The sequence below is a fragment of the Paenibacillus kobensis NBRC 15729 genome, assembly GCF_004000825.1.
GTDB classification, from domain to species: domain Bacteria; phylum Bacillota; class Bacilli; order Paenibacillales; family Paenibacillaceae; genus Paenibacillus_T; species Paenibacillus_T kobensis.
The window spans coordinates 62,392-83,777 of the sequence record NZ_BILZ01000009.1 but is presented as its reverse complement, the minus strand read 5'-3'; the positions used below and the strand labels follow the sequence as shown (position 1 = coordinate 83,777).

The following is a 21,386-nucleotide window of genomic DNA, read 5'->3' as shown; positions in this document are numbered from 1 at the left end:
TGCAGCATGAAGGAGGACAACCGTGTGAGCCCTGACAACAAGCATAATGAGATGGACCCGATATCCGGCGAGCAGGTCGAAGTAGAAGGCGTATACCGTAACGAATGGGGCCGTGAGGAGAAGATGGAGCGCGGTCAACTATTCCCGTCCGATCCGATACTTGGCAGCACCGAATGGGAACTGGTCGAGCTTGACTTTGACAATCATCACAAAGGCCATACCGACCCGCGTCTCGTGCCGCATGACGATGACGATAACCCGGAAGCGCATATGCAGCATCCTCGCCGCCATCCCGAAGATACGCGGACCGAGAAATAGCGGTGTACAAGCACATCTGCTTGTTCCGATGAACCGCAACTACAACAATAGCCCCGAACTTTCGCTCTGCCGATCTGCAGAACCGAATGTCCGGGGCTATTGCTATTATATTTATTACGCCCTTTACGCCTTTACGCTCTCGATGCTTTTGACTCTCTTGACGCTTTTGACGTTCTTACGCTCTCGATGCCTTTATGCTCTTGACGACTTGGACGCCCTTGACGCTTTTGACGCTTTTGACGCTTTTGACGCTTTTGACGCTTTTGACGCTTTTGACGCTTTGGACGCTCTTTACGCCCTTACGCTTTTGGTGCATTTATGCACAGTACTTAGTGCACGGGCGAAGCGCCGCGGCCACCGCTTTCGGATCGGACGTTCCCGCAGGGAACCGATCCCACGAAAGCGGTCCAGTCCGTCCTAATCATCGTGCGAGAAGCGATTGAACGCATGATTCCCATCTTGCCAACCACGCCAGCACGAGGCCGCTCCAACGCTCGAACCGCCAACCCCCTAAGGAAGTCGCATGCACGCTGTAGAGCGTGTACGATACAGGCGCGTTCCCGTATCGACGGGAACGCTGCCTATATCGTACGAAAGCGGCTCATAAACACCCATCTTCACACGAGTGCGCACCATTTCGAGGCCTCCAGGTGTCCAGAGGGCGGAGCCCTTTGGGGTCCCCCTTCCTGGGGGAAGGGGGATTTAGGGGGATAGGCGATTTACCGCCTCGCGCTGCAGCACTTGATCGATCAGCTTCTCCAGCCTTCGCAAGTGATAGGCATACTCGAACATCGCCGAGGCGACGAACATAAGCCTCTTGCGGCTGTCATCGGACTCTCCGAAGTAAACGGCGAACTGCGATGCGAGCCTTGCCTCTCTCGCTTCCTCCGGCTCGATGTCCGCGTTCGGCTTCATCTTTCCTTCGGACTTCAGCAATATTTGCTCATGATACTTCGTCAAATCCTCGATATGCCGGTCGAACCGGTGTGCCCATTCCTCTGCTTCCGGAGCGGCAAAATAATGCTCCTCTACCGCATCGAGCAGATCGCCGCCCTTTTGCAACACTTTAATCATCTGCTTCGATACGACAAGCTGCCGCACCCGGTTCGTTTTGCGCTGCGGCAGCACCGCACGTTCCTCTTCAAAGACGTTAAACCGGTCCTCCAGCTTGCGGAGCGTTGCTGCAAGCCGCTCCTTCTCGCTGTTGAACACCTGCTCCTTCATCTCGTTGGAGATCGCCGTCCGAAGCAGCAGCGACAGCTGATCGAACGCCTGATGCACCTGCTCCGAGAACTGCTTGCGGGGACGCGGCGGGAATACGGCGACATTGACGACGAACGCCGAACCCATGCCTGTCAGCACCATCAGGAACCGGTCCAGCGCGACCGTAAACCCTGCATTGTGCGCTTCCATAATCGCCACGACAGTGACCAGCGTCAGTCCTATTGTGCTCTCCATCTTCAGCTTAATGCTAAGAAGAATGACAAGTATACAGACGAGTCCGACCGCTATCGGCGTATGGCCGAACAGACGGACGGCCGCAAGCGCCACAGCAGCTCCGAGAATGTTCGTCTGCAATTGATCGCTTATTTGTTGCCAAGAGCGGTAAATAGAAGGTTGTATCGTAAATATTGAAGCCACCGCCGCAATAAGCGGCGAAGCGAAGCCGAGCAGCCCGCTGACGTATATCGCCAGCGCAACCGCCATGCCCGTCTTCAGTACGCGCGCGCCGATTGTCATCGGTTGCCCACCCCTTCGGCCGCTTGCAGCATGATTGACGTCGCAGCCATCTCCGCACCGTTAATCCATAATGCTATGCGATGCTCGCCTGGGAACAGCTTGCGGGTCGACAGCTCCCTCCATGCGTGCCGCTTCGAGCCTTGCAGCCGGAGCGTTCCCGCCGTGACGGGCTTGTCCGCCAGCAGAAACCGTTTATGAGACCGCTTGCCTGTCGGCCTTACATAATCGATGCTGTATTCCAGCCTTACGCGGTCTCCAGCGCCTTCCTGCGGAAGCTGAACGTCATAGCGCAGCAGTGTCTCGTCGCCGATGGCCGATTCCTTCCGGTTCGGCTCGAATTGATGAACATGCGCCGCCAGCGACTTCGAAGCAGTCCCCTCTTCTCCGCCTTCCTCACCGTAACCGAACAATGCCATCACGCCTGGCTCCGCTTGCTTCACAAGTGTCCGGCAGCCCTTCCGGACGATCCAATCGGTCAGCGGATGTGTCCCGAACCATCGCTTCGCGATGGCGACAACTACTGCAGGATTATCTTTGCTAATATCATTCAGATGATTGGCGACGCTCTTGCGCACATACAGCGATTTGTCCTGCCGCAGCTTCTCCAGAATCGGCAGCACTGGCGACGGATCGCGCTTCAGCAGCGGCAGCGCAGGCGCCCACGGCAGACGAGGACGGCAGCCTTCGCTTGCCAGGCGGCGCACATGCTCATCCTCGCTGTCCGCCCACTCCAGCATTGCCGCAAGCGTACGCTCCGATTGCTCAAGAATAAACGGCCGAATTGCGAACTCCGACGTCGAGCGGCTTGTGAACCGCTGCAGCATGCTCATCGACAGCTCCCAATGCGCCTCGTCTCTTCCGTACACCTCAATAAAATCCGGAAAGAACAAATACGCCAATCCGGTACACGGCTCGTCGATAGCACACAACACATCAAGCGCCTGTTCGTAACGCTCCGGCAGCGTGCGGCCAAGCGACAGCGTAATGCGTCTCATCCGGCCCTTAAGCTCTAGCTGCTCCCATCCGTCGCCGGTTACAAGATGTGTGAACCGGTCCGCGTCGAAAGAAGACCATGCGGATTGAACAAGCAACCCGAATTTATAAACAAAATCGCCGTCGTAAATATTTTTCAACGGCTCTGCCATGCGTAAATCCCCCTGCCTCTTAGCACCCATTTCATAGGAATGAACGCCCTGATTGTGATTCCGATTATACCGAACAATCGTTCCCTATGCAAAGCTATATCTGCTGCCCGGAACATAACAAAGCCCGGTTCGCTATAGAAGCGTACCGGGCTTGCAGCCAGCTTGCAAACACTAGCTGTAACGAGCGATAAGGTCTGCCAATTGATGTGCGATGGCATCCGGCCCTGCACTCAGCTGTGCGTTCGAGAACGTCACGCGGACGAACGTTTCGTCTGCATCCATCGCTTCAGCCAACCAGCCGCCGAACCCGCGCGCTTTGCGGTCGACCTGCAGCAGCAGCTCCAACTCATGGCCGCGGTTGAAGAACGTCAGCTCCAGCTCATCAAGACGTCCCCGGAATTGGCCGCCGGACGGAACGAATTCGAACTCTTGTACGAATGGCAGACGTCCGCCCAGACGCGAAGCATATTGGCATTCCGCCTCCCGGAGTCTGAACCCAAGCCGCGAGATCGCCTCCAACACTGTATGCTGTCCTTGCGATGGAGCCACTTCGATCCGGTCATTATCGCTAGGATCAACCGCATTGCGCACTTCGAGCTCCGTCTTAATCCACACCGGCGCACGGCCGATCGTCAGCGGCGTTTCGTTCGGAAGCAGGAACGAGAACGGCACTTCTTGGCGCTCATTCGGCTGCAGCGTGAACGGTCTTGTCACATGATAGCGGCCGATCTCCGCATGATGGCGGTGTTTATGATCATCTGTTTCTCGAATATACTCCGTCATAACGCTCAGTTCGATCGTCTCCACTTGTTGAGCTACGCTGCCGCCCTGCATTCTGACGACGCCGCGCACTTCTTCACCCGGTGAATAACGGGACTTCTCCAGAACTGTATCAATCTTCGCATTGCCGATCCCAATACTGGCCAAAAAACGGTTAAACATCAATACCGCCCTCCATTAACATCGATTATAGATTGTCATTACGAAGCGAAGCTGTATTCCGTTTCGAGAAATGTTTAAGAATTCCGCATCCGGGCATTCATTCCTGCCGTATCCCACGTAACGGACCGAAGTACGACGCCCGTAGCGGCTTGAGCCCTTCCGGCCAGCTTCTTCTCTTCGGAGCGGTCCGGCTTCGACGGAGCTGAATAAGGGAACGATATCGTGAACGTCGTCCCTTGACCGATCTCGCTGCTTGCATGAATTCTTCCCTGATGGTTATCTATAATTTTGTACGTCACCATAAGACCGAGCCCCGTTCCCTTGTCCTTCGTCGTATAGAACGGCTGGCCCATCTTGGCCATCTGTTCCTTCGGAATGCCGGGACCCTCGTCTGTAATGCGGGTTACGACATATTCGCCTTCCCGCAAGCTGTTAACCGTTATCGTACCGCCGTCGACCATGGCTTCGATCGCATTTTTCAAAACGTTGATGAATACTTGCTTGATCTGGTTCTCAACGCCGAATACCCATAGCGGCTCCTCGGCCGCATCGATGACGATCTCCGTATTATGCAGCGAAGCTTGCGCTTCCAGCAATATGACAATATCATCGAGCACGCGTCTTGCGTCATGGTACGTCAATTCATAAATTTGCGGCTTGGAGAGCATCAGCAGCTCACTAACAATGGATTCTATGCGGGTGAGCTCGGATTTCATGATTTCGTAATAATTTCTGCCGTTGCTTCTGCCGGACGAAATAAGCTGCAGAAAGCCTTTCAGCGACGTCAGCGGATTCCGGATCTCATGCGCGATTCCGGCTGCCAACTGACCGGCGACGTACAATTTCTCTGAGTTGATAAGCAGCTCCTCGTTCTTCTTCCGCTCCGAGATGTCGCGGACGATGATTTGAAAAGCCGGCCTGCCGGATAACGTCGTCGGTGCCAAGATGCCCTCGGTGTAAATCTTCTTCCCATCCACCGTGTACCACTCTAGTTCCACCGGACCATAAGTCTGGCCGGATTCAAGCGAATCAATCTGAAGGGCCATCTCTTCATGATGCTCAGGCAGCAGGAACTGATAGATCGATTGGCCGACCATTTCGTCCGCAGAAGTCGCATTGAATAACGCCAGCCCCGACCGGTTGACATACTCCCAATGATCGCCTTCAAGAATCGCAATCATGTCGATCGAATTCTCCACCAGAACCTTGTAACGCTGATCCGCTTGGCGGTACCGGCGGTCCGTTACTCGCGTCATCACACTGATGCCAAGAATAATAAGTGTAGCGACAGCCAGCACGATCGAAAGGATCATGTAATAATCGTTCAGCCTTTCGCTCGTCAGCAGCTCACTGTATATAATAACGACGCCTTTCATTCCGAGCATATGCATCATCATACAAGAACTGCCGAGCACAATGCTGGCAGGCCATACGGAGGCTTCTGGATTCATTTCATGCAGCAACAGGGCGATTGCGGAACCGATCAGCATGATCGCGAGCGATAATGTGAATAGAATGGGGTCGAACTGAATTGCTTCGACCGGACCGGACAAGCGGCTTAGATAGTGGAGCAAACTGCCGCCAGCGCTGAGCAACAGGGCAGCAAGCGTAAGACGTGCCGTGAAGTTCGAGATGCGTTCTGACCCAAGCGTTAGGAAGGAGAAATAAGAGCAGCCGACCGCTACGAGAAGCGTCAGCAGCATTTGAACATTAATAAAAGAATATTGATCGGTCGACAACAACGATAAGAAATGCATGGACCAGAAGCCTATGCCCATGACGGCGGAGCCGCCAAGCAGCCATACTTGCCTTCTTCTCTTCTGCTCTCTCTTCAAATGGCCGATCATTGTAAACATCGTAAACGACGAGAATACGATGATGACAAGCGCCAACACTAAAAAGACGAGCAGCTCGGTCCTTATGCTCATGCTTAGGTAATCGTTCATAATATAGAACCAAACCTTCTCTATTCGATCTCTTCGTCGTTTAGATTCGACAATTTACCTACAATTCCTTTTTTATTTGCCATAATTTTCATAGTTCCAAAGTCCTGATTGTCATAAATAGAACAAATGATAGGTGAAAGCAGACCGAGACCGCTGTTCGAATCCGGAGATTTGCGGGTATAATGTACTGAATTAAGTAGAAGGAGCGATAACAAATGAGTTCGTTATTGAAAGAATTTAAAGCGTTCGCCGTCAAAGGCAATGTCATCGATCTTGCAGTCGGTGTCATCATCGGCGGCGCATTCGGCAAAATCGTCACATCGATCGTCAACGACCTGATTATGCCGCCTATCGGCGTCTTGCTCGGCGGTATGAGCTTCAAGGATTTGTACATCAACCTTAAGGACATCGACAAAAGCGGCACGCTCCCGGACGGAATAACCCCACTTGACACGCTGTCGCTCGCACAAGCGCAGCAGAACGGCATTCCGGTGCTGGCATACGGCCAGTTCATTAACGTCGTGCTCGACTTCCTGATCGTTGCCGGATGTATTTTCTTCTTGGTCAAAGGCATAAACAGGCTTCAGCGCAAGCCTGAAGAGAAGCCAGCAGAGGCGTCCGAACCGACTGAGAAAGAATGTCCGTACTGCTTGTCGAGCGTCCCCGTCAAGGCGACGAGATGCAAGCACTGCACCTCCCATCTGGAAGAGACCGTACAAGCATAGAACGGCTTAAACCACAGTACATTCGATGCTGACCAAGGGGATGTGCCCATTGAAGGAAGAGTTGTTTGATATATTCGATGAGAATATGAATCCGGTCGGACAAGCTACGAGGGCCGAGACGCATAAGCACGGCTACTGGCATATGTCCTTTCATTGCTGGCTGACTCGCCGGGAAGGTGAACGGCAATATGTACGGTTTCAACAGCGCCAAATGTCGAAGGACACGAATCCTGGCTGTTACGATATTACAGCGGCCGGACATCTTGCCGCAGGGGAAACGATCGAAGACGGCGCCCGGGAGCTGGAGGAAGAACTCGGCATCGCCGTACCGTTCGAGACGCTCGTTCCGCTGTTTCAATGGCGGGAAGACGCAAGCGGCATCGTGAACGGCGTGCCGTTCATCGACCGGGAGTTCAACCATGTATACGGGCTCGTATGCGATACGCCAATGACCGAGATGAAGCTGCAGACCGACGAGGTAGCCGGTCTGTATGAGGCCGACCTGGCAGCGATGTTGGACTTGTTCGAAGGCCGGATTGCCGCTATCGAGGCGCAAGGCGTTCGTCCCGGCCATGACGGCTTGTCCATCCCGGCGGAGCCCGTCATCGTAGAAGCCTCGCATTTCGTGCCGCGGGACTCGGCCTACTATGCCAAAGTGCTTCGATTGCTCCGCGGCCTTACCTAAATCTTCAATCCACCGTGCGCAAGCTCGGCATCCGATTCTTGAACGAACGCGGCTTCAATCCGCGTTCGCAATCGGACGCCGGGCTTCTTGGCGCTGGCCAGTCGCACGCTCCCAGTTCGAGTACCAATTGTCGATCAGTCCATGAATGCTATAGAACACGGTGCTCCGAGGCGCGACGTCGAAGTCGTTAATTTCCGGTTCGCGGTAAATTCTAGCCGCTGTCTGGTGGATGCACGCGTGTACCTGGCTCGACTCGATGAAGCGGCCTAGCTCGTCGAGCGTAGAGAACGACTGCGGCTGATTCACGATCCGGGACTCGGCGGCCCTATTGTAGCAAGGCGCATTGCGGATCGCTTCAGGCACTTGAGGCCATGGCGCCACATAACGGTTATCGAGCCCCTCCTGCTCATACCAAGCAAGCGCCCTCCGAATGAACGAACGATGGAAGCGGAGGAACCGGTCCCCCCAGCCGACCGGCACGAACGTACCGTTCACATGATTGGCATGATGCCATATTCGATGCTCCTCCAGCAGCTGCGGCGGGAAATTAGGTATAAAAGGCATCGGTCGAATGCCTCCTTTCACATTAGCCTATCTCAGCCCATGCTGTAGCATATGCAACCGCGGCATCAGCCGTTCCACAATGAGAAACGGCCCCCGTAAGGGAGCCGCCGATCCTCTATTATATTGCCGGTATTACCACCAGTTCGACCATTCCGACCGGTTACGTTCGATGCAAATGTCGAAGTTGACTCGTACTTCATCTCTTCTGCCGAAGCGACAGCTAATGCGGACGCAATCGGCATCTCCCGAACGGAAGAACGTCACCACTTTGCAATCGCAGCCGCAATGCTTCAGAATCGCCTCAATTACGCATCTGTCGTGGCGGCGAACCGCTCTGACAAAGTCTTCCGCTACTCTCCTGTTCTCGAGCAGGCCAAAAATGCAACTGAGTACTTTGCCGGCATCCTGAACAGCATCGACGGCCCTCTCATCGCTGCGATTGCTACGGTGATCGCGGTCGCAGCCGCAAGAACGGGATCCCGTATCCGTCGTATGCTTCGTTACGCCTTGAAAGCGGACGTTCTTAATTTTCATTCCGCCTTTTCTCATGGACATTTATTTTCCTCCTTCCCTAATGCTCACCATATCCTATGTCGGGACGAGCGAAAGGTATGGACAAGAAACAGCCGTTATCCGTATATTGTTAGACCCGCGCCATTACAGAGCGGCTGGCGGCAGCCCGGCAACTGCGGAGAAGGATATATGCAAGAAAGGGATATCCGGGGCGCAGCCAAATGGCTGGATTACCGGATATCCCTTCTAAAACATCGTCATGATGCCTGACTAAGAGCCCTGCTTGCTCAGATCAGTCTGCGGCTTGCCCTGTCCGCCGCGGGCCGGCACGACCATTCTGTCGTTGCCCATGAAGAACACGGCGACGAGCGATAAGCCTGCCGGGATAAGCGCCCACAGGAACATGTGTGAGATCGAGGACGACAACGCATCGACGATTCTGTCCAGCACATCCTGCGGCATCTTCGCACGGTTCTCCGGCGACAGCAGCTGGCGAACATCGCCCATCTGCCCCTCGCCGACCGGCATGCCGCCGCCGAGCGATTCTTTCAGTTGATCCGTCAGCGAATTGCGTTGAATAATACCGAATACGGTCAAGCCCACCGTCATCCCGAGAGAACGGAGGAATGCCATCGTGGAGTTGGCCGAACCGCGCTGCCGGTAATCGAAATGATGGATAGCCGACATGCCCAGTACCGAGAAGGAGAAGCCGACGCCCAGCCCCGCTACGATCATGTAGACGGTCAGCAGCGCGCGCGGCGTATCCGGCGTAATCGTCCCCAGCAGCGCCGTACCGAGCACGAATACAACGGCTGAGAAAATCATGATGTTCCGGTAAGAGGTTCGCGCCGCCGACATGCCGCCGATCTGTGCGGCTACGACGGAGCCGACAGTCATCGGCAGCAGAATAAGCCCCGATTGCGTTGCTGTTCCGCCCGTCACCCCTTGAATGTAGATCGGAATATACATCGCGAATGAAATGAAGGCTGCGCCATACAGCAAGCCGATAACCGTACTCGCAGCGAACAGCCGCTTGCGGAACATGCTATACGCAATGATCGGCTCTTTCGCCTTCGTCTCCACATACAGGAACACGGCCATTAACAGCGCTGCTGCCGTGAATAATCCGATGATTTGTACAGAGTCCCAAGCGTACTGCTGCCCGCCCAGCTCCAGTGCGAACATGAGTGAGACGATCGAACCGACGAGCGTTGCCGCCCCCCACCAGTCGATCTGCTGCTTCTCATGCTGTGTCGATTCGCGGTAGAACAGATAGACGAGCGCCAGCGATGCGATGCCAAGCGGCAGGTTGATATAGAAAATCCAGCGCCAATCGATATGGTCGGTCAAATAGGCGCCCAGCAGCGGGCCGAACAAGCTGGATGTACCGAAGACGGCACCGAACAAGCCGCCCATGCCGCCGCGCTTCTCCGGCGGGAATACGTCGAACATAATCGTGAAAGCGATCGGCACGAGCGCGCCGCCGCCAATCCCTTGAATAGCTCTGTAGATGCTCAACTCGACGATATTATGCGCCGTTCCGCACAGAACGGACCCGAGCAGAAACAAGAAGATGCCTAGAACGAAAAATCGTTTACGCCCGTACATATCCGACAGCTTGCCGAATATCGGCATTGCGGCCATCTCTGTGACCAAATAGGCGGAAGTTACCCAGACAAATTTCTCGACGCCGCCGAGATCCGATACGATCGTAGCCATTGCAGTCGCTACAATCGTATTATCGATTGCAGCGACGAAGATGCCGAGCAGCAGTCCCGCTACGACAAGCCCTAGCTTGCTTTGTTGTTGTTGAAGCATAATGGCGTCTGACTCCTCTCTCATGTTTACAGTTGTACTTCTTCTCCAATCTTGGCGCTCCGCGCAACATGAAGCGACTGACTGTACTCGACGCGGCCGATGACGCATCCTGCACCGATATGAATCCGGTTGCCTCTTACAATATCGGCACGCGTATGCTCCAGATGAATGTCATCTCCCTCGATGAGAGCCGCTGACAGCTCGGTAGAGTGCCTCGGCTTCAACCACTCCTTCATCGCCGTTAACCGGCTTAGCCGGACATGAATGCGTCCTCCGCCGATCTCGTTCACCCGGCTCGGACCATACAGCCGAATGTCCGCTTGATCCGCGTTGACGAGCCCATTAACCTCTATCGCGCCTTGCAGCTTCAAATTATCCGTTTCCACAAATTCGCGCGCAGTAAGCTGTCCCACAATGTCGAGCTTTGCCGCGCGTACGCTGCCTTCAATCGTTAATTGGCCGAGCGTCTTCAAATGGCCCCCGCTCCATTCGCCTTTCACGGTCACATCGCCGCGCTGCTTGAACAGACCTGCCCTCACCGGCCCGAACACAGTGCAGTTGCCCGTGCACGTAAAAGTGTCACAGCCAAGCGCCCCCAGCACCTCGCCTTCGCCGACAATTCTTACACTCGTATATGCCCCGCCTCCAACGGACCCGTTACCGACGATATTCGCTCTTCCGCGATTCGGTTGTTCCATCATCGCTTCAGCACTCCCCTCTTCGTCTCTATTACTGCTGTTTCACGGTCTCCCTCACCTGTGCCGCATGATCGACGACAAGCTCAAGCTCGTATTCCACACGATCGACCTCGCAGCCCGGTCCGATGTAAACGCGGCGGCCGCGGACGACACTGGCGCGCGTCGCTTCGAGATGAACGTCGTCTCCCTCAATAACACCGGCTTGAAGTTGCGGCTCGAATGCCGGAATGATCCGGCTAAGCAGGCGGCTGGCACGGCTGCTTCTTGACCGCGTCACTCGGATCGTAGAGCCTCCCATTTCTCCCGCCTTGCATCTTCCATGCAAATCCACTTCAATCGTTCCTGCATTAAGAAGTCCGGCGATGCCGAACCCGCCGCGTACGATGACCTGCTCAGCCTCGCAATCGCCTTCTAAATTCAGCAGTCCGTGCAAAACAATCTCGTCGCTTACGAGCGAACCGCGCACGTTCACTTTACCGTCTATGTTGACCCGCTTGGCAATAATGCTGGCTTTGCCGTTCATGACACCGTTGATCGTCATTTGATCCGTATCGATGCTTCCGTTCATTCGGCTCATGCCGTTCAGCCGGAACGTCTCGCATTGAACATTACCGCTGACTCTCGCCAAGCCGTCGATCACCACATGCCGGTACTGTCCGCCGTACGCCTGGCCCATGCCTTTAACACTCAAATTTCCAAAGCTGCTCATATCGCTGTTCTTCATAACGCCGCTCCCCTTCCAGTCCGTTTAATAGGCGTACAGCTTCTTCTTGAACGCTTCAATCGCTTCATCCAAATGAATGGATGCAGCAATTGTTGTCCGCTCATCGGCATATAACCTTCCTCCGCCTGTATGCAATACCATTGAACTGCCGCTCTCCGTCCGCAATGCGACCAGCTCGCATAGCTTGCCTTCCAGCTTCGGAAGCTGTCCGCGAAGCAGGCGGACTAAAGCCCCGGTCTCCTGCTCGGTAATTTCTCCCCGAAGAAGCTGCGACATATGCTCGGCAACATACAAATAAAACGCTTGATCGAAAGGAAGCTGGCCGCTGTCTAGCGCAAGTCCGGCATGCCGGAGAATCATCTGCTCCGATACGAGGCCGCGCATGCGAAGCTCTTCTGCCCCAATCCGGATATCGGTCTGCAGCGGGGAAAGCGTGCCGGCGAGCTCATCCAACGACAGATCGTCCTTAAATTGCAATATATGACCGATCCGGGCTATAATGAGCGGCTTCGGAAAAAACGTCTCCTGCCCTGTGAACGTCGACTTACGGATGAACCATTCCTCTGGAATAAGCCGCTTCCTTTTCCACCGGTACAGCTGCCCGTAAGAGATATCCATTTGCTCCAGCAAATCTTTCTTGGATATAAGCTCCTGCTCCATCCGTTTCCCTCCTGCCACCTCGTAACATAACACTGTTACGCATTTGAAACCGACCGAAGAAGCTCTTCGTCTTCTTCTTCAGAACGATATTTCCATCTCATTCGTACCGCTTTCTTCAGTGTACACGATTCGGCATTCCGCTCTTAAGCGCCATCAGAATGAAACCCGCTCCGTCTTAGGACCGAGTCTAACACCATCCCGTATCCGAAAGAGGATTAAAACGCAAAAAACGCGATTCCCTAAGGAATCGCGTCTTAATTACAATAGTGGTGCTGATGAAGGGATTCGAACCCCCGACCTACGCATTACGAATGCGTTGCTCTACCAGCTGAGCTACATCAGCATGTCCGCCTTATTACGGGCGTTGTCGCATCAGCGACTTTTATAATATACCTCGCCAGCGAACGGAAGTCAATACTTTCTTCAAAATTAAAACTCGGCCTGCTGTTCAGGCTCCAACTTGATCGGCAGCCGGAGAATAAACGTACTGCCTTGTCCCTTCTCGCTGGAGAGCGACAATGAGCCGCCCAGCAGCCGGGCAAGCTGCAGACTGATCGACAGTCCGAGGCCGGTGCCGCCATACTTGCGGTTAATCGCTCCGTCTTCCTGCTGGAACGCCTCGAAGATCAGATGCTGCTTCTCCTCATCGATGCCAATGCCGGTATCTTCAACAGCAAGCGTAAGCCACTGCCCGGCTGCCGCATCCGGGCGGCGCTGCCGTTTCGCCGTCTCCGGCGGCAGTTCCTTGTGCCGTTCAACAGCCGTCTCGCCGGACGCTTCTCCGCGAGCGGCAACTGCAACTTCTTCCTTCGCAGCCGCTTCACTGCGCTTCAGTACCGAAATGGCGGGCATCATCGCCGCAGCATATACCCGCTTGCGAATCCGCCCTGTCGTCGTCTCGCCGGACCGGACAATAATGCCGGCATTGCTCGGACGCCCGCGGTACAGCGCCGACGTCCAATCGCGCAGTCTCCTCTTGGCCGCTGCATTCTCATGCTCGGCTGCCGACTCTACGCCTACCCGAAGCGTGATCGAGCCTTGATCTGTAAATTTGAACGCGTTAAACAGCAAGTTGCGCATAATCTGGTTCACCCGCAGCGCGTCCGTATACAGCGTGTCCGGCACATCTTCCGCGAACTCGACGTTGAAGGCAAGAGACTTCTGATCGGCAAGCGGTTGGAACATCGCCTGCATCATCTGAACAAGATCAAGCGAGGATATGGGCTCGATGACGATGTCCATTTTGCCCGCTTCAACTTTGGACAAATCCAATATGTCGTTGATCAGCTGCAGCAGATCGGTTCCGGCCGCATGAATGATTTCTCCGTACCGGACCTCGTCCATGCCGTACCGTTCATCGTCATTATCGCTGATGAGCTGCGACATGAGCAGAATGCTGTTCAAAGGCGTCTTCAGCTCATGCGACATATTCGCCAGAAACTCCGATTTGTACTTCGACGCCAGCATGAGCTGACGGGCCTTCTCCTCCAGATCGCGCTTCGCTTCCCGGAGCTCTTTGGTCTGCCTGCGCAGGATGATGTTCATGCCCCGAAGTTCATCGAGCCTCAGCTGCTCTTTATGAAAATCCCGGATCATAAAAACAAAAAAACCGCTGAGCAGCGCCGCCAGAGGCAGCGTAATCGGCGCAACCTCAATCCAATACACGTCGAATGGAATCGCGCCGAGTATCGAAATATCGAGCGTGTTGAGGACGTTGATCGAGACGACAGCAGCTGTCGCTTTCCAGACGAAGCGCCATGACTGCCTCTCCAGCCAGAAGTTGAGCACGGCAGCGAATAGGCCCAGCACCATCATATTAATGCAGCCTGCCCAGGATGACTCGTTCAAGCCGAATAGAAGTCTTCCGATGCCGATGCCGGACCCGATGGCAATAAACGTGATCGGACGGTTGAAGGCAAGTACCGCCATAATGAGCGGCACGAACCGGAGATCGAACAGCTGCGTATCACCGACACGAAGGCCGAAGAGCATCGTAACCCAGCCCGCCAGCGTAAACACGATGATCGACAGCCCGTACTTCATCCGTTTCGATAAGGTCGGAAACATATATTTGTAGCCGATGTTGAACAAATATGCGATCGTAATCAGTACGCATAAATTGATAAAAAACACTTCGGAGAACGCCACGCTGCACTCTTCCCCCTTGATTGCCGTTAATGCTGCTACTGCTTATTGTACACGATCGCCGACATTGAATCACCGCCGGGCTTCTGCCCGCATACGATAGAGCGACAGCATACCGCCGGGAGGGTGCCTTGTGGAGAAACCAGCAAAACACCATAAGCTCGAGAAAACCGAGAAGCATGACAAATTCGAGAAGCAGCACGAAAAGTATGAGCCTCAAGACAAGTATGATAAATACGAGAAACATGACAAGTACGACAAGTACGACAAATATGAGAAGTACGATCAGCATGACAAGTATGAGAAATATGACAAGTACGAGAAGCCGTACGAGAAGCAAGTTGCGATTCATGAGCAAAAAATATTGTATAAAGCCGACGCTCAGCATGTGAAGCATGTCAGAGACATCCGCAACAAAATTAATCCGATCTGCGGCAACTACATGCACCGTCATGTAGCGGTGGAAACCGTCGACGGCCATAAATATACAGGCGTAATCGTACACGTCGACGAGCGCTGCCTCTACCTGCAGTGCGCTTGGCAGGACCCGCGCGGCTTCATGCCGTACAATGCCATTCTGCCGCTCGTCTTGTTCGAGCTTCTCGTCATTGCGCTGCTGTAACAGCAGGCCAACACCAAATACCGTCATGCCGCCTCTTCGGCAGTCATGACGGTATTTGGGCATTCGATGCAGCTCACATAAACAAGGTTCAACCGCTAACCGCTAACAACCGCAGGGCAGCAAGGCCGGACGGCCAAGCCAGAACCCTTGGCCAAGCTTCACGCCAAGCTGGCGTGCCGTCACCCAATCCGTCTCCGTCTCGATTCCTTCCAGAATGAGCATCGAGTCTTCCTTGCACAGCTCCGCCATCAGATTGACGACGCGCTGCTTCTGGCCCGATTCCGACAACCCTTGTGCAAAATAACGGTCCAACTTCACAATATCCGGCTCAAGCTCGACAAACTTCCGGAGCGACGAGACACCTTCTCCCGTGTCGTCCAGTGCAATTCGAATTCCGCATTCCCGCAATAAGCCGGTTCCGCTCGCGAACTCCGGCGTATCCCACAAATGCATCTCTTCAGCCGATTCGTTCATCTCAACGACAAGACGGCCGAAGTACTGTACATAACGTTCCTCCATTCGTGATAAGAATGACGAGAATAAAGGGTTACCCAACGTTGAAGGAAGAAGGTTAACGAATAGCAGCTGCTCATGTGACGGGCCTTCTTCGCCAAAGAAAGACTCGATCGCCGATTGGAATGAGATCGTATCCAGTTGGAATAATTCACCATTAAGTCTAGCCGTCTGAAACAGCTCATATGGTCCGATGCCGGCCTTGCAGCGAATCAACGCCTCATAGCCGTACACCTTACCCGATTGTCCGTCCACGATCGGCTGGAAATGATGGAACAGTTCCTCATAATCGAACGACCTTAAAGCATTTGACATAGGCGCATACGTTCCTTTCTTCTGGTTGAACCAATTGTTCTCGTTTCCGCTTGCTTTGGCTCGAACTAGTTAACAAGTCCCTGATATCGATTACAAAAAGGAAACATGTTCCACGATAAATTCGACATCGATCGACGAAATCCTACTTTATACCCGTTTATTTTTTATTTTCCCCATATCAATAGTTTCTATATAGGATCAACAACCTAATTATAGGTCGTATAATGCAAAAAAAGCCGCTGATCCGATCCCTTGGGATTGAATCAGCGGCTTCTATTGACGAACAGTCAGAGCTATTGCTGCTCCGTATATTCCTCAAGCGTCAAGCCGGCGGTTTGAATCGCGGCAGCCGTATCCGTACCTACATAACGCAGATGCCATGCCTCATACTTGTAGCCGGTAACCTGCTCTTTGTTCTCAGGATAACGAATAATAAATCCGTACTCATAAGCGTGGTCCGCGAGCCAATTTGCTTCATCGGTTCCGGCGAAGCAATCTTCCGCGGCGCATTTGCCTGCCTTGCCGGATACGTCCATCGCCAGCCCCGTCTGATGCTCGCTGAAGCCCGGCCGTGCGCTGTAACGCGATGCTTGCTCTAATCCATCGCGCTCGACGTAATTGTTGAACAACGTCTTCTGGCGCGCTTCGGAGCGGTAACCGGATACGCCGGCCAGTTCGATGCCGTCCTTCTTCGCCGCGTCGAACAGCAGCTTAAGCGCATCCGCCGCTTCCCGGCGCATCTTGCGCTTGTCCGATTTCTCGCTGAAAATAAACGGAACATCCGGATAGACAAGATCATCCGGCTCGTATCCGGCAGGCAGCCGGTGCGACTTATTAACGAGCACCGTTACACGATTAGGCTGAGCTGCCGTCACGACAGCGTCGCCTTCATTCGCTGATGTACCGGAACCGCTGTTGCCCGAGTCCGTATTCGGCTTCGTATCTGCCGGCTTCGAGTCTTGTTGCTGGCCGGAAGCAGAATCCGGCTTCCCGCTTTCCTCCGCTGCTGATTGATCCGGCTTCTCTCCATCTGCCTTCACACCGTCTGTCGAACCGTCCGCTTGAGCAGGCTTGTCCGTTTCTTGGCCCTGTACTTCCGTAGATGCCGGCACTTCTCCGCTGTCTGCCGAAGACGTGCCTGTATCCGAATTACCCGTTACCACCATATACGTGCCGCCAATAACAATAGCCGCCCCGATCAGAGCGGCCCATATCCACTTGTTCATGAACTCTCCCCATTGTCTATGAAGTCTATGAATCTATCTGCATCATTAGACGACGAGTTTCGACAAAAAGTTTCGCCCAGAACGATTGAATATTATGGATTCCTTCAAACCGAAATCATTTTACTGGAGTGCCAGTTCGAGTTCCCTGTCGCTGCCTGAGGTTTGCAGGAAAAATGCCGCATCCTCTGCCGCTAGCTGCACCATGGCATCGACGCATGCCGGGTCAAAATGTTTGCCCCGCTCCGCTTGAATAATCGCCAGCGCCTCTTGATGAGACATCGCTTTGCGGTAGGAACGCGAAGAGGTCAGCGCATCGTAAACATCCGCTACGGCGGTCACTCTCGCAAGCAAAGGAATTCGATCGTGCTTCAGTCGGTCCGGATAGCCCGATCCGTCCCACCGTTCATGATGAGAGCGGATGACGGACAGCTCTTCAGTCATAAATCCGAGCCGCTTGCAAATGTCGTAACCGGAAACCGGATGCCGCTCGATAATCACTCTCTCCTGCTGCGTCAGCTTGCCCGGCTTGTTCAATATTTCGTCCGGCACCTTCAGCTTGCCGACATCATGAACGATGCCTCCAAGTGCAATCGCACGCAGCTGTTCGTTGTTGAGCCCGAGATGTTCGCCCAAGCGAAGAGCGTAGAGAGCAACGCGGTAGTTATGGCCCGCCGTATAGGCATCCCGCGATTCGGTTGCCATAATGATAGCGCGTACGTTCGGCGACAAGCAGGTCTCGATCCACTCGCGCGGATTCGCCCGGAACAACTGAAGGAGTGAAGAGCCAAGCGCATGCCGGTTCGAATAATGAAGCGTTAAGCCGATAAGCATAAGGACGACCGATATAAGCAGCGTGATGTGGTACATCCACCAGCTAATTTTCCAGGAGACGCCGGTTACCATTATAATTTGCGACACGATCAATAACCCGGAGCTGTGGACGAGCATAATATGCAGTTGCGATCCCCAAGCGAGATAAGCTTGCCAATATCTTCTCATCGTCCAAGCAGCAATAAACGCAATAACGACCGTCGTGATCGTCTTGAAGAGCGGACTAAACAATTGCTGATGGCCGAACCACGAAACATTATGGAACAATACATAGCAGACGGCGCCAAGAAGTGCGGTCCAAACGGGAAGCAGCATCACATTGCGGCGTGCGAGCAGCCGAATAAGCGTGCGGTCGCTGGACATCGAAGAGAGCCACAGCCAGAAAACGGACAGTAGGATGCTCATCTGCGCCGCCGCACTTGGCAAATTCGATACATGCATCAATAAACCGGGTGTTGCCAATCCGTGCAATATAAAAATTTCGGCAAGCGAAACATACGCCATCGCGATTAGCGTTACTTTGACATTACGCATGCGAATGCCGGCAATGCCGACGAACAATGCCATGACGAATGCCAAAACCGCGACTACGCTGACGATATAGAAGTGGCCGGCCGGCGTATGTACCGTCGCATCCATGGAGCCAAAGCTACGGAGAGTCCCATAGATGGCGAGCGGCAGCAGCAGCACGATCAGCAGCATGTTGCGAGTTCCCGCATGTTTCCGCAAAAGCTGGTTCCTCCTCACTCAGTAGGTCGACTCGTATTGTATAACCGTGAACATGCCTCCCGCAGGCGGCGTAAAATTGTTGGAGCTGTGGTGCGGAATATGGCAATGAAAAGGCCATCGCCCTGGATTGTCGGCAAGAAACTCGATATCTCTCGTCTCTCCTGAAGCAACGCTGACTGTATTCAAAAGAGGCCGGTTCGCCGGCTTCAGCGTATTGCCGTCCATTGCGCATAACGTAAATTGATGGCCGTGCATATGAATCGGATGCGCATTCATCCCCATGTTGCCTAGCCGGATGCGCACTTGCTCTCCCCACCTAACCTTCATCGGCGTGACCGCAGGGAAGCAGCGGCCGTTCATGGTGAAGAAATTGAACCCGTCGCTTAGCGGGTCGAGCTTATATCGCCCCTGCCGAAGCTCGCCCTTGGACAATCCGGCCAGCTTGAACTCCTGCAGCAAATACGCATAGTCATGCGCGATTCCGGTTTCGTTCGGATCCTTAATGACGAGCATTCCGCCAAGTCCGAGCCCCATCTGTCTGACGACATCGACATGCGAATGATACATATGCGTCCCGGGCCGGTTCACGATCTGAAACCGGTAATCATAATGCCCTCCGGGCGCTATCAGCGGTGTCGGCTCAATGCCAGGCACGCCGTCCATCGTATTCGGAACGTCCAAGCCGTGCCAATGCACGCTTGTCGGCACAGGAAGCCGATTCGTTACACGGAACATGACGTCGTCTCCGGTACGCACGACGATAAGCGGTCCGGGGATGCAGCCGTTGTACCCCCATCCTTCCATCCAAATGCCCGGCAGCAGCTCGGATATGACAGGTTCCGCTGTCAATTCGAACAACTTGACGCCGCCGTCAATCCGGCAAGGCAATACCGGCAAATCCGGAGCAACGATCATTCCGCATCCCTCCGTTTCTCGTGCATCCATACAGCAGCAGGATACCGTCAACGTGAAAGATATGCGTTCTATCTTGATTTATACCGGACTACGGGCTTGCCGTAAAGAGAAATTTTCCATTACGAAGGATAAATTCCGTCTGCCTGTCCGCTCTTGCATCAATCGTCTGTCACCTTCCCGGAATACGATATAGCAACTGGATGAATCGGTAGACGTGGACAGTGAATCGTGTGGTCCCCCCGTTCGTCCGAACCAACACGATCGAAAGGAGGCGAAAGGATGGACAACCCTTTCGTCATAACAGTACTTGGAAGCTCGGGGGGCGTCGCTCGGGCTCTAATAACGCTGTTTGAGCATTCTTTGCTGGACGAACAAGCCCCGCTGCATTCGGTTATCGCCAATTCCAAAATCCACGGAATCGACCGCGAACAAAAGCCCCGCAGCTACTACCGCAACTTTGCCCCTGTACTGACAGACTCTCATTTGAAGCTTCATCAACTGGATCTTACGGATGCCGAATCGTTGAAGCAGCATTGTGTCCGCACAAAAACTAGGCTCGTCATCGACTTGTCCTGGGCTGATACGCGGAGCATGATTGCGTGCTGCGACGAGCTCGGCATTAGCTACGTCAACACGGCTCTGGAAGACACAGAAGTGGACGAGATGCCCGAAGTAGAGATGACAAGCCTGCTTGAAAGAATCGACCGGTTCGAGGAAGCAGAAAGCAGCTTTAAGAACGTGAAAGCAATCGTCTGCTCTGGCATGAACCCCGGCGTCGTTCAATGGATGGCCGTGAAGCTGATGAAGGAGCGCCCGGACAAGCTGCCGCGCGCGATATATGTCGTCGAGAAGGACGATACCTTCTATGCCGATCCGTCGAAGGTCAAACCCGAAACGGTGTACGTCACATGGTCGCCGGAGTGCTTCCTTGAGGAAGCCGTCTCGAACTACCCGGTCTTCTCGATTGGCGATTCGACCTTCATGATCTACGATGATGTATATTCGCGGGAATATCATGTCAAGCTCGGCGATCTGTCCTTCACCGGCTGCCTGATGGCGCACGAGGAAACAATTGCTCTTGCAGATGATTACGAGGTGGAATCGGCCTTTATTTACCGGGTCAACGACTACACGACAGAGCAGATCCAGAATCATCTGGACGATACCGATGTCCTGTGGGATTATGACCAGAAGCTGCTTCATCCAGAGGACGGCGAACTGACAGGCTCCGATCTCGTTGGCGTGCTGCTGGTGTACGACGATTACGAGCGCTATATGTATAACGTCATCTCGAACAGCGAGGCTTACGCGAAATACAAATCGAACGCAACTTATGTACAAGTCGCTAGCGGAGCTTATGCGGCAGCTGCCGTACTGCTGCTGGATGGCGAATCGATTGCACCTGGCATCCATTGGATTCACGATTTGGTCGAGTCCGATGACAGCCGTTATGGCGACTACGCAACCTATTATCTGCGTGAATACGTTATCGGCACGAATGAACAGTCAATGGGGACGATTCTGCAACGGGAAGTTGACGACGAAGACGAAGACGAAGATGAAGACGATGATGCGGACGAGGACGTAAACGAGAACGTGGAGTAGTCCGTAA

Annotated in this window: 20 protein-coding genes and 1 tRNA gene; 5 read left to right on the top strand and 16 right to left on the bottom strand. The window is 54.0% G+C overall.

Annotated features, from left to right (window positions below; translation table 11 throughout):
* Positions 1–24 precede the first annotated feature (24 nt).
* Complete coding sequence (locus tag PKO01S_RS08475; protein WP_164779534.1) at positions 25–318, top strand: transposase; 294 nt, start codon at positions 25–27, stop codon at positions 316–318.
* A gap of 702 nt (positions 319–1,020) precedes the next feature.
* Here PKO01S_RS08475 and PKO01S_RS08465 read toward each other — a convergent pair.
* From PKO01S_RS08465 to PKO01S_RS08450, 4 genes are all read right to left on the bottom strand, one after another.
* The gene (locus PKO01S_RS08465) at positions 1,021–2,058 is read right to left on the bottom strand and encodes an FUSC family protein (RefSeq protein WP_127530894.1); all 1,038 of its coding nucleotides are present in this window, start codon (positions 2,056–2,058) and stop codon (positions 1,021–1,023) included.
* Positions 2,055–3,203 (bottom strand): DNA alkylation repair protein, encoded by a 1,149-nt coding sequence (locus tag PKO01S_RS08460; RefSeq protein WP_127530893.1) that lies wholly within the window; start codon positions 3,201–3,203, stop codon positions 2,055–2,057. The genes PKO01S_RS08465 and PKO01S_RS08460 overlap by 4 nt, the downstream gene beginning before the upstream one ends.
* Positions 3,204–3,374: 171 nt before the next feature.
* A complete protein-coding gene (locus PKO01S_RS08455; protein WP_127530892.1) occupies positions 3,375–4,145 on the bottom strand; it encodes a sporulation protein in 771 nt (256 codons plus the stop codon).
* Positions 4,146–4,219: 74 nt separating this feature from the next.
* Positions 4,220–6,073 carry an ATP-binding protein gene (locus tag PKO01S_RS08450; protein ID WP_164779533.1) on the bottom strand — a complete coding sequence of 618 codons (1,854 nt, stop codon included), beginning with the start codon at positions 6,071–6,073 and terminating at the stop codon, positions 4,220–4,222.
* Positions 6,074–6,306: 233 nt separating this feature from the next.
* Here PKO01S_RS08450 and mscL point away from each other — a divergent pair, with 233 nt between their 5' ends.
* Positions 6,307–6,816 (top strand): large conductance mechanosensitive channel protein MscL, encoded by a 510-nt coding sequence (mscL, locus tag PKO01S_RS08445; protein ID WP_127530890.1) that lies wholly within the window; start codon positions 6,307–6,309, stop codon positions 6,814–6,816.
* A 40-nt stretch (positions 6,817–6,856) separates the two neighbouring features.
* Complete coding sequence (locus tag PKO01S_RS08440) at positions 6,857–7,501, top strand: NUDIX hydrolase (RefSeq protein WP_246070491.1); 645 nt, start codon at positions 6,857–6,859, stop codon at positions 7,499–7,501.
* Positions 7,502–7,555: 54 nt separating this feature from the next.
* Here the strand turns inward: PKO01S_RS08440 and PKO01S_RS08435 are convergent, their stop codons facing one another.
* The 8 genes from PKO01S_RS08435 to PKO01S_RS08400 all read right to left on the bottom strand — a co-directional run bounded on the left by PKO01S_RS08435 (position 7,556) and on the right by PKO01S_RS08400 (position 14,626).
* Positions 7,556–8,065 carry a hypothetical protein gene (locus PKO01S_RS08435; protein ID WP_127530888.1) on the bottom strand — a complete coding sequence of 170 codons (510 nt, stop codon included), beginning with the start codon at positions 8,063–8,065 and terminating at the stop codon, positions 7,556–7,558.
* Positions 8,066–8,197: 132 nt separating this feature from the next.
* Positions 8,198–8,620, bottom strand: a complete 423-nt coding sequence (locus PKO01S_RS08430; RefSeq protein WP_127530887.1) for a hypothetical protein — start codon at positions 8,618–8,620, stop codon at positions 8,198–8,200.
* A gap of 228 nt (positions 8,621–8,848) precedes the next feature.
* Positions 8,849–10,396, bottom strand: a complete 1,548-nt coding sequence (locus PKO01S_RS08425; protein ID WP_127530886.1) for an MDR family MFS transporter — start codon at positions 10,394–10,396, stop codon at positions 8,849–8,851.
* Between the two features lie 26 nt (positions 10,397–10,422).
* Positions 10,423–11,097: a hypothetical protein gene (locus tag PKO01S_RS08420; protein WP_127530885.1), complete on the bottom strand. Its 675-nt coding sequence runs from the start codon at positions 11,095–11,097 to the stop codon at positions 10,423–10,425.
* Between the two features lie 28 nt (positions 11,098–11,125).
* Positions 11,126–11,818: a polymer-forming cytoskeletal protein gene (locus PKO01S_RS08415; RefSeq protein WP_127530884.1), complete on the bottom strand. Its 693-nt coding sequence runs from the start codon at positions 11,816–11,818 to the stop codon at positions 11,126–11,128.
* Between the two features lie 24 nt (positions 11,819–11,842).
* Complete coding sequence (locus PKO01S_RS08410; protein WP_127530883.1) at positions 11,843–12,478, bottom strand: DUF4004 family protein; 636 nt, start codon at positions 12,476–12,478, stop codon at positions 11,843–11,845.
* Between the two features lie 267 nt (positions 12,479–12,745).
* A tRNA-Thr gene (locus PKO01S_RS08405) sits at positions 12,746–12,821 on the bottom strand.
* Between the two features lie 86 nt (positions 12,822–12,907).
* The gene (locus PKO01S_RS08400) at positions 12,908–14,626 is read right to left on the bottom strand and encodes an ATP-binding protein (protein ID WP_127530882.1); all 1,719 of its coding nucleotides are present in this window, start codon (positions 14,624–14,626) and stop codon (positions 12,908–12,910) included.
* 130 nt (positions 14,627–14,756) lie between these two features.
* Here PKO01S_RS08400 and PKO01S_RS08395 point away from each other — a divergent pair, with 130 nt between their 5' ends.
* The gene (locus PKO01S_RS08395; RefSeq protein ID WP_127530881.1) at positions 14,757–15,245 is read left to right on the top strand and encodes a hypothetical protein; all 489 of its coding nucleotides are present in this window, start codon (positions 14,757–14,759) and stop codon (positions 15,243–15,245) included.
* Between the two features lie 102 nt (positions 15,246–15,347).
* Here PKO01S_RS08395 and PKO01S_RS08390 read toward each other — a convergent pair whose 3' ends face one another.
* From PKO01S_RS08390 to PKO01S_RS08375, 4 genes are all read right to left on the bottom strand, one after another.
* Positions 15,348–16,073: an EAL domain-containing protein gene (locus PKO01S_RS08390; RefSeq protein WP_127530880.1), complete on the bottom strand. Its 726-nt coding sequence runs from the start codon at positions 16,071–16,073 to the stop codon at positions 15,348–15,350.
* 293 nt (positions 16,074–16,366) lie between these two features.
* Complete coding sequence (locus PKO01S_RS08385) at positions 16,367–17,299, bottom strand: M15 family metallopeptidase (protein ID WP_246070490.1); 933 nt, start codon at positions 17,297–17,299, stop codon at positions 16,367–16,369.
* A 120-nt stretch (positions 17,300–17,419) separates the two neighbouring features.
* Positions 17,420–18,859, bottom strand: coding sequence for an HD-GYP domain-containing protein (locus tag PKO01S_RS08380; protein WP_127530879.1), 1,440 nt, complete (start codon positions 18,857–18,859; stop codon positions 17,420–17,422).
* Between the two features lie 18 nt (positions 18,860–18,877).
* Positions 18,878–19,774, bottom strand: a complete 897-nt coding sequence (locus PKO01S_RS08375) for a multicopper oxidase family protein (protein WP_127530878.1) — start codon at positions 19,772–19,774, stop codon at positions 18,878–18,880.
* Positions 19,775–20,053: 279 nt separating this feature from the next.
* On the opposite strand from PKO01S_RS08375, the gene PKO01S_RS08370 reads away from it, so the two are divergent.
* Positions 20,054–21,379: a saccharopine dehydrogenase NADP-binding domain-containing protein gene (locus PKO01S_RS08370; RefSeq protein ID WP_127530877.1), complete on the top strand. Its 1,326-nt coding sequence runs from the start codon at positions 20,054–20,056 to the stop codon at positions 21,377–21,379.
* Positions 21,380–21,386 lie beyond the last annotated feature (7 nt).

Bases quoted from the DNA above. Each gene is read 5' to 3' on its own strand.
- PKO01S_RS08370 (WP_127530877.1), top strand. From the start codon at position 20,054: ATGGACAACCCTTTCGTCATAACAGTACTTGGAAGCTCGGGGGGCGTC.
- PKO01S_RS08415 (WP_127530884.1), bottom strand. From the start codon at position 11,818: ATGAAGAACAGCGATATGAGCAGCTTTGGAAATTTGAGTGTTAAAGGC.
- PKO01S_RS08440 (WP_246070491.1), top strand. From the start codon at position 6,857: ATGTGCCCATTGAAGGAAGAGTTGTTTGATATATTCGATGAGAATATG.
- PKO01S_RS08425 (WP_127530886.1), bottom strand. From the start codon at position 10,396: ATGCTTCAACAACAACAAAGCAAGCTAGGGCTTGTCGTAGCGGGACTG.
- PKO01S_RS08435 (WP_127530888.1), bottom strand. From the start codon at position 8,065: ATGCCTTTTATACCTAATTTCCCGCCGCAGCTGCTGGAGGAGCATCGA.
- PKO01S_RS08385 (WP_246070490.1), bottom strand. From the start codon at position 17,299: ATGAACAAGTGGATATGGGCCGCTCTGATCGGGGCGGCTATTGTTATT.
- PKO01S_RS08375 (WP_127530878.1), bottom strand. From the start codon at position 19,774: ATGATCGTTGCTCCGGATTTGCCGGTATTGCCTTGCCGGATTGACGGC.
- PKO01S_RS08460 (WP_127530893.1), bottom strand. From the start codon at position 3,203: ATGGCAGAGCCGTTGAAAAATATTTACGACGGCGATTTTGTTTATAAA.
- PKO01S_RS08430 (WP_127530887.1), bottom strand. From the start codon at position 8,620: ATGTCCATGAGAAAAGGCGGAATGAAAATTAAGAACGTCCGCTTTCAA.
- PKO01S_RS08455 (WP_127530892.1), bottom strand. From the start codon at position 4,145: ATGTTTAACCGTTTTTTGGCCAGTATTGGGATCGGCAATGCGAAGATT.
- PKO01S_RS08450 (WP_164779533.1), bottom strand. From the start codon at position 6,073: ATGAGCATAAGGACCGAGCTGCTCGTCTTTTTAGTGTTGGCGCTTGTC.
- PKO01S_RS08420 (WP_127530885.1), bottom strand. From the start codon at position 11,097: ATGATGGAACAACCGAATCGCGGAAGAGCGAATATCGTCGGTAACGGG.
- mscL (WP_127530890.1), top strand. From the start codon at position 6,307: ATGAGTTCGTTATTGAAAGAATTTAAAGCGTTCGCCGTCAAAGGCAAT.
- PKO01S_RS08465 (WP_127530894.1), bottom strand. From the start codon at position 2,058: ATGACAATCGGCGCGCGCGTACTGAAGACGGGCATGGCGGTTGCGCTG.
- PKO01S_RS08410 (WP_127530883.1), bottom strand. From the start codon at position 12,478: ATGGAGCAGGAGCTTATATCCAAGAAAGATTTGCTGGAGCAAATGGAT.
- PKO01S_RS08390 (WP_127530880.1), bottom strand. From the start codon at position 16,073: ATGTCAAATGCTTTAAGGTCGTTCGATTATGAGGAACTGTTCCATCAT.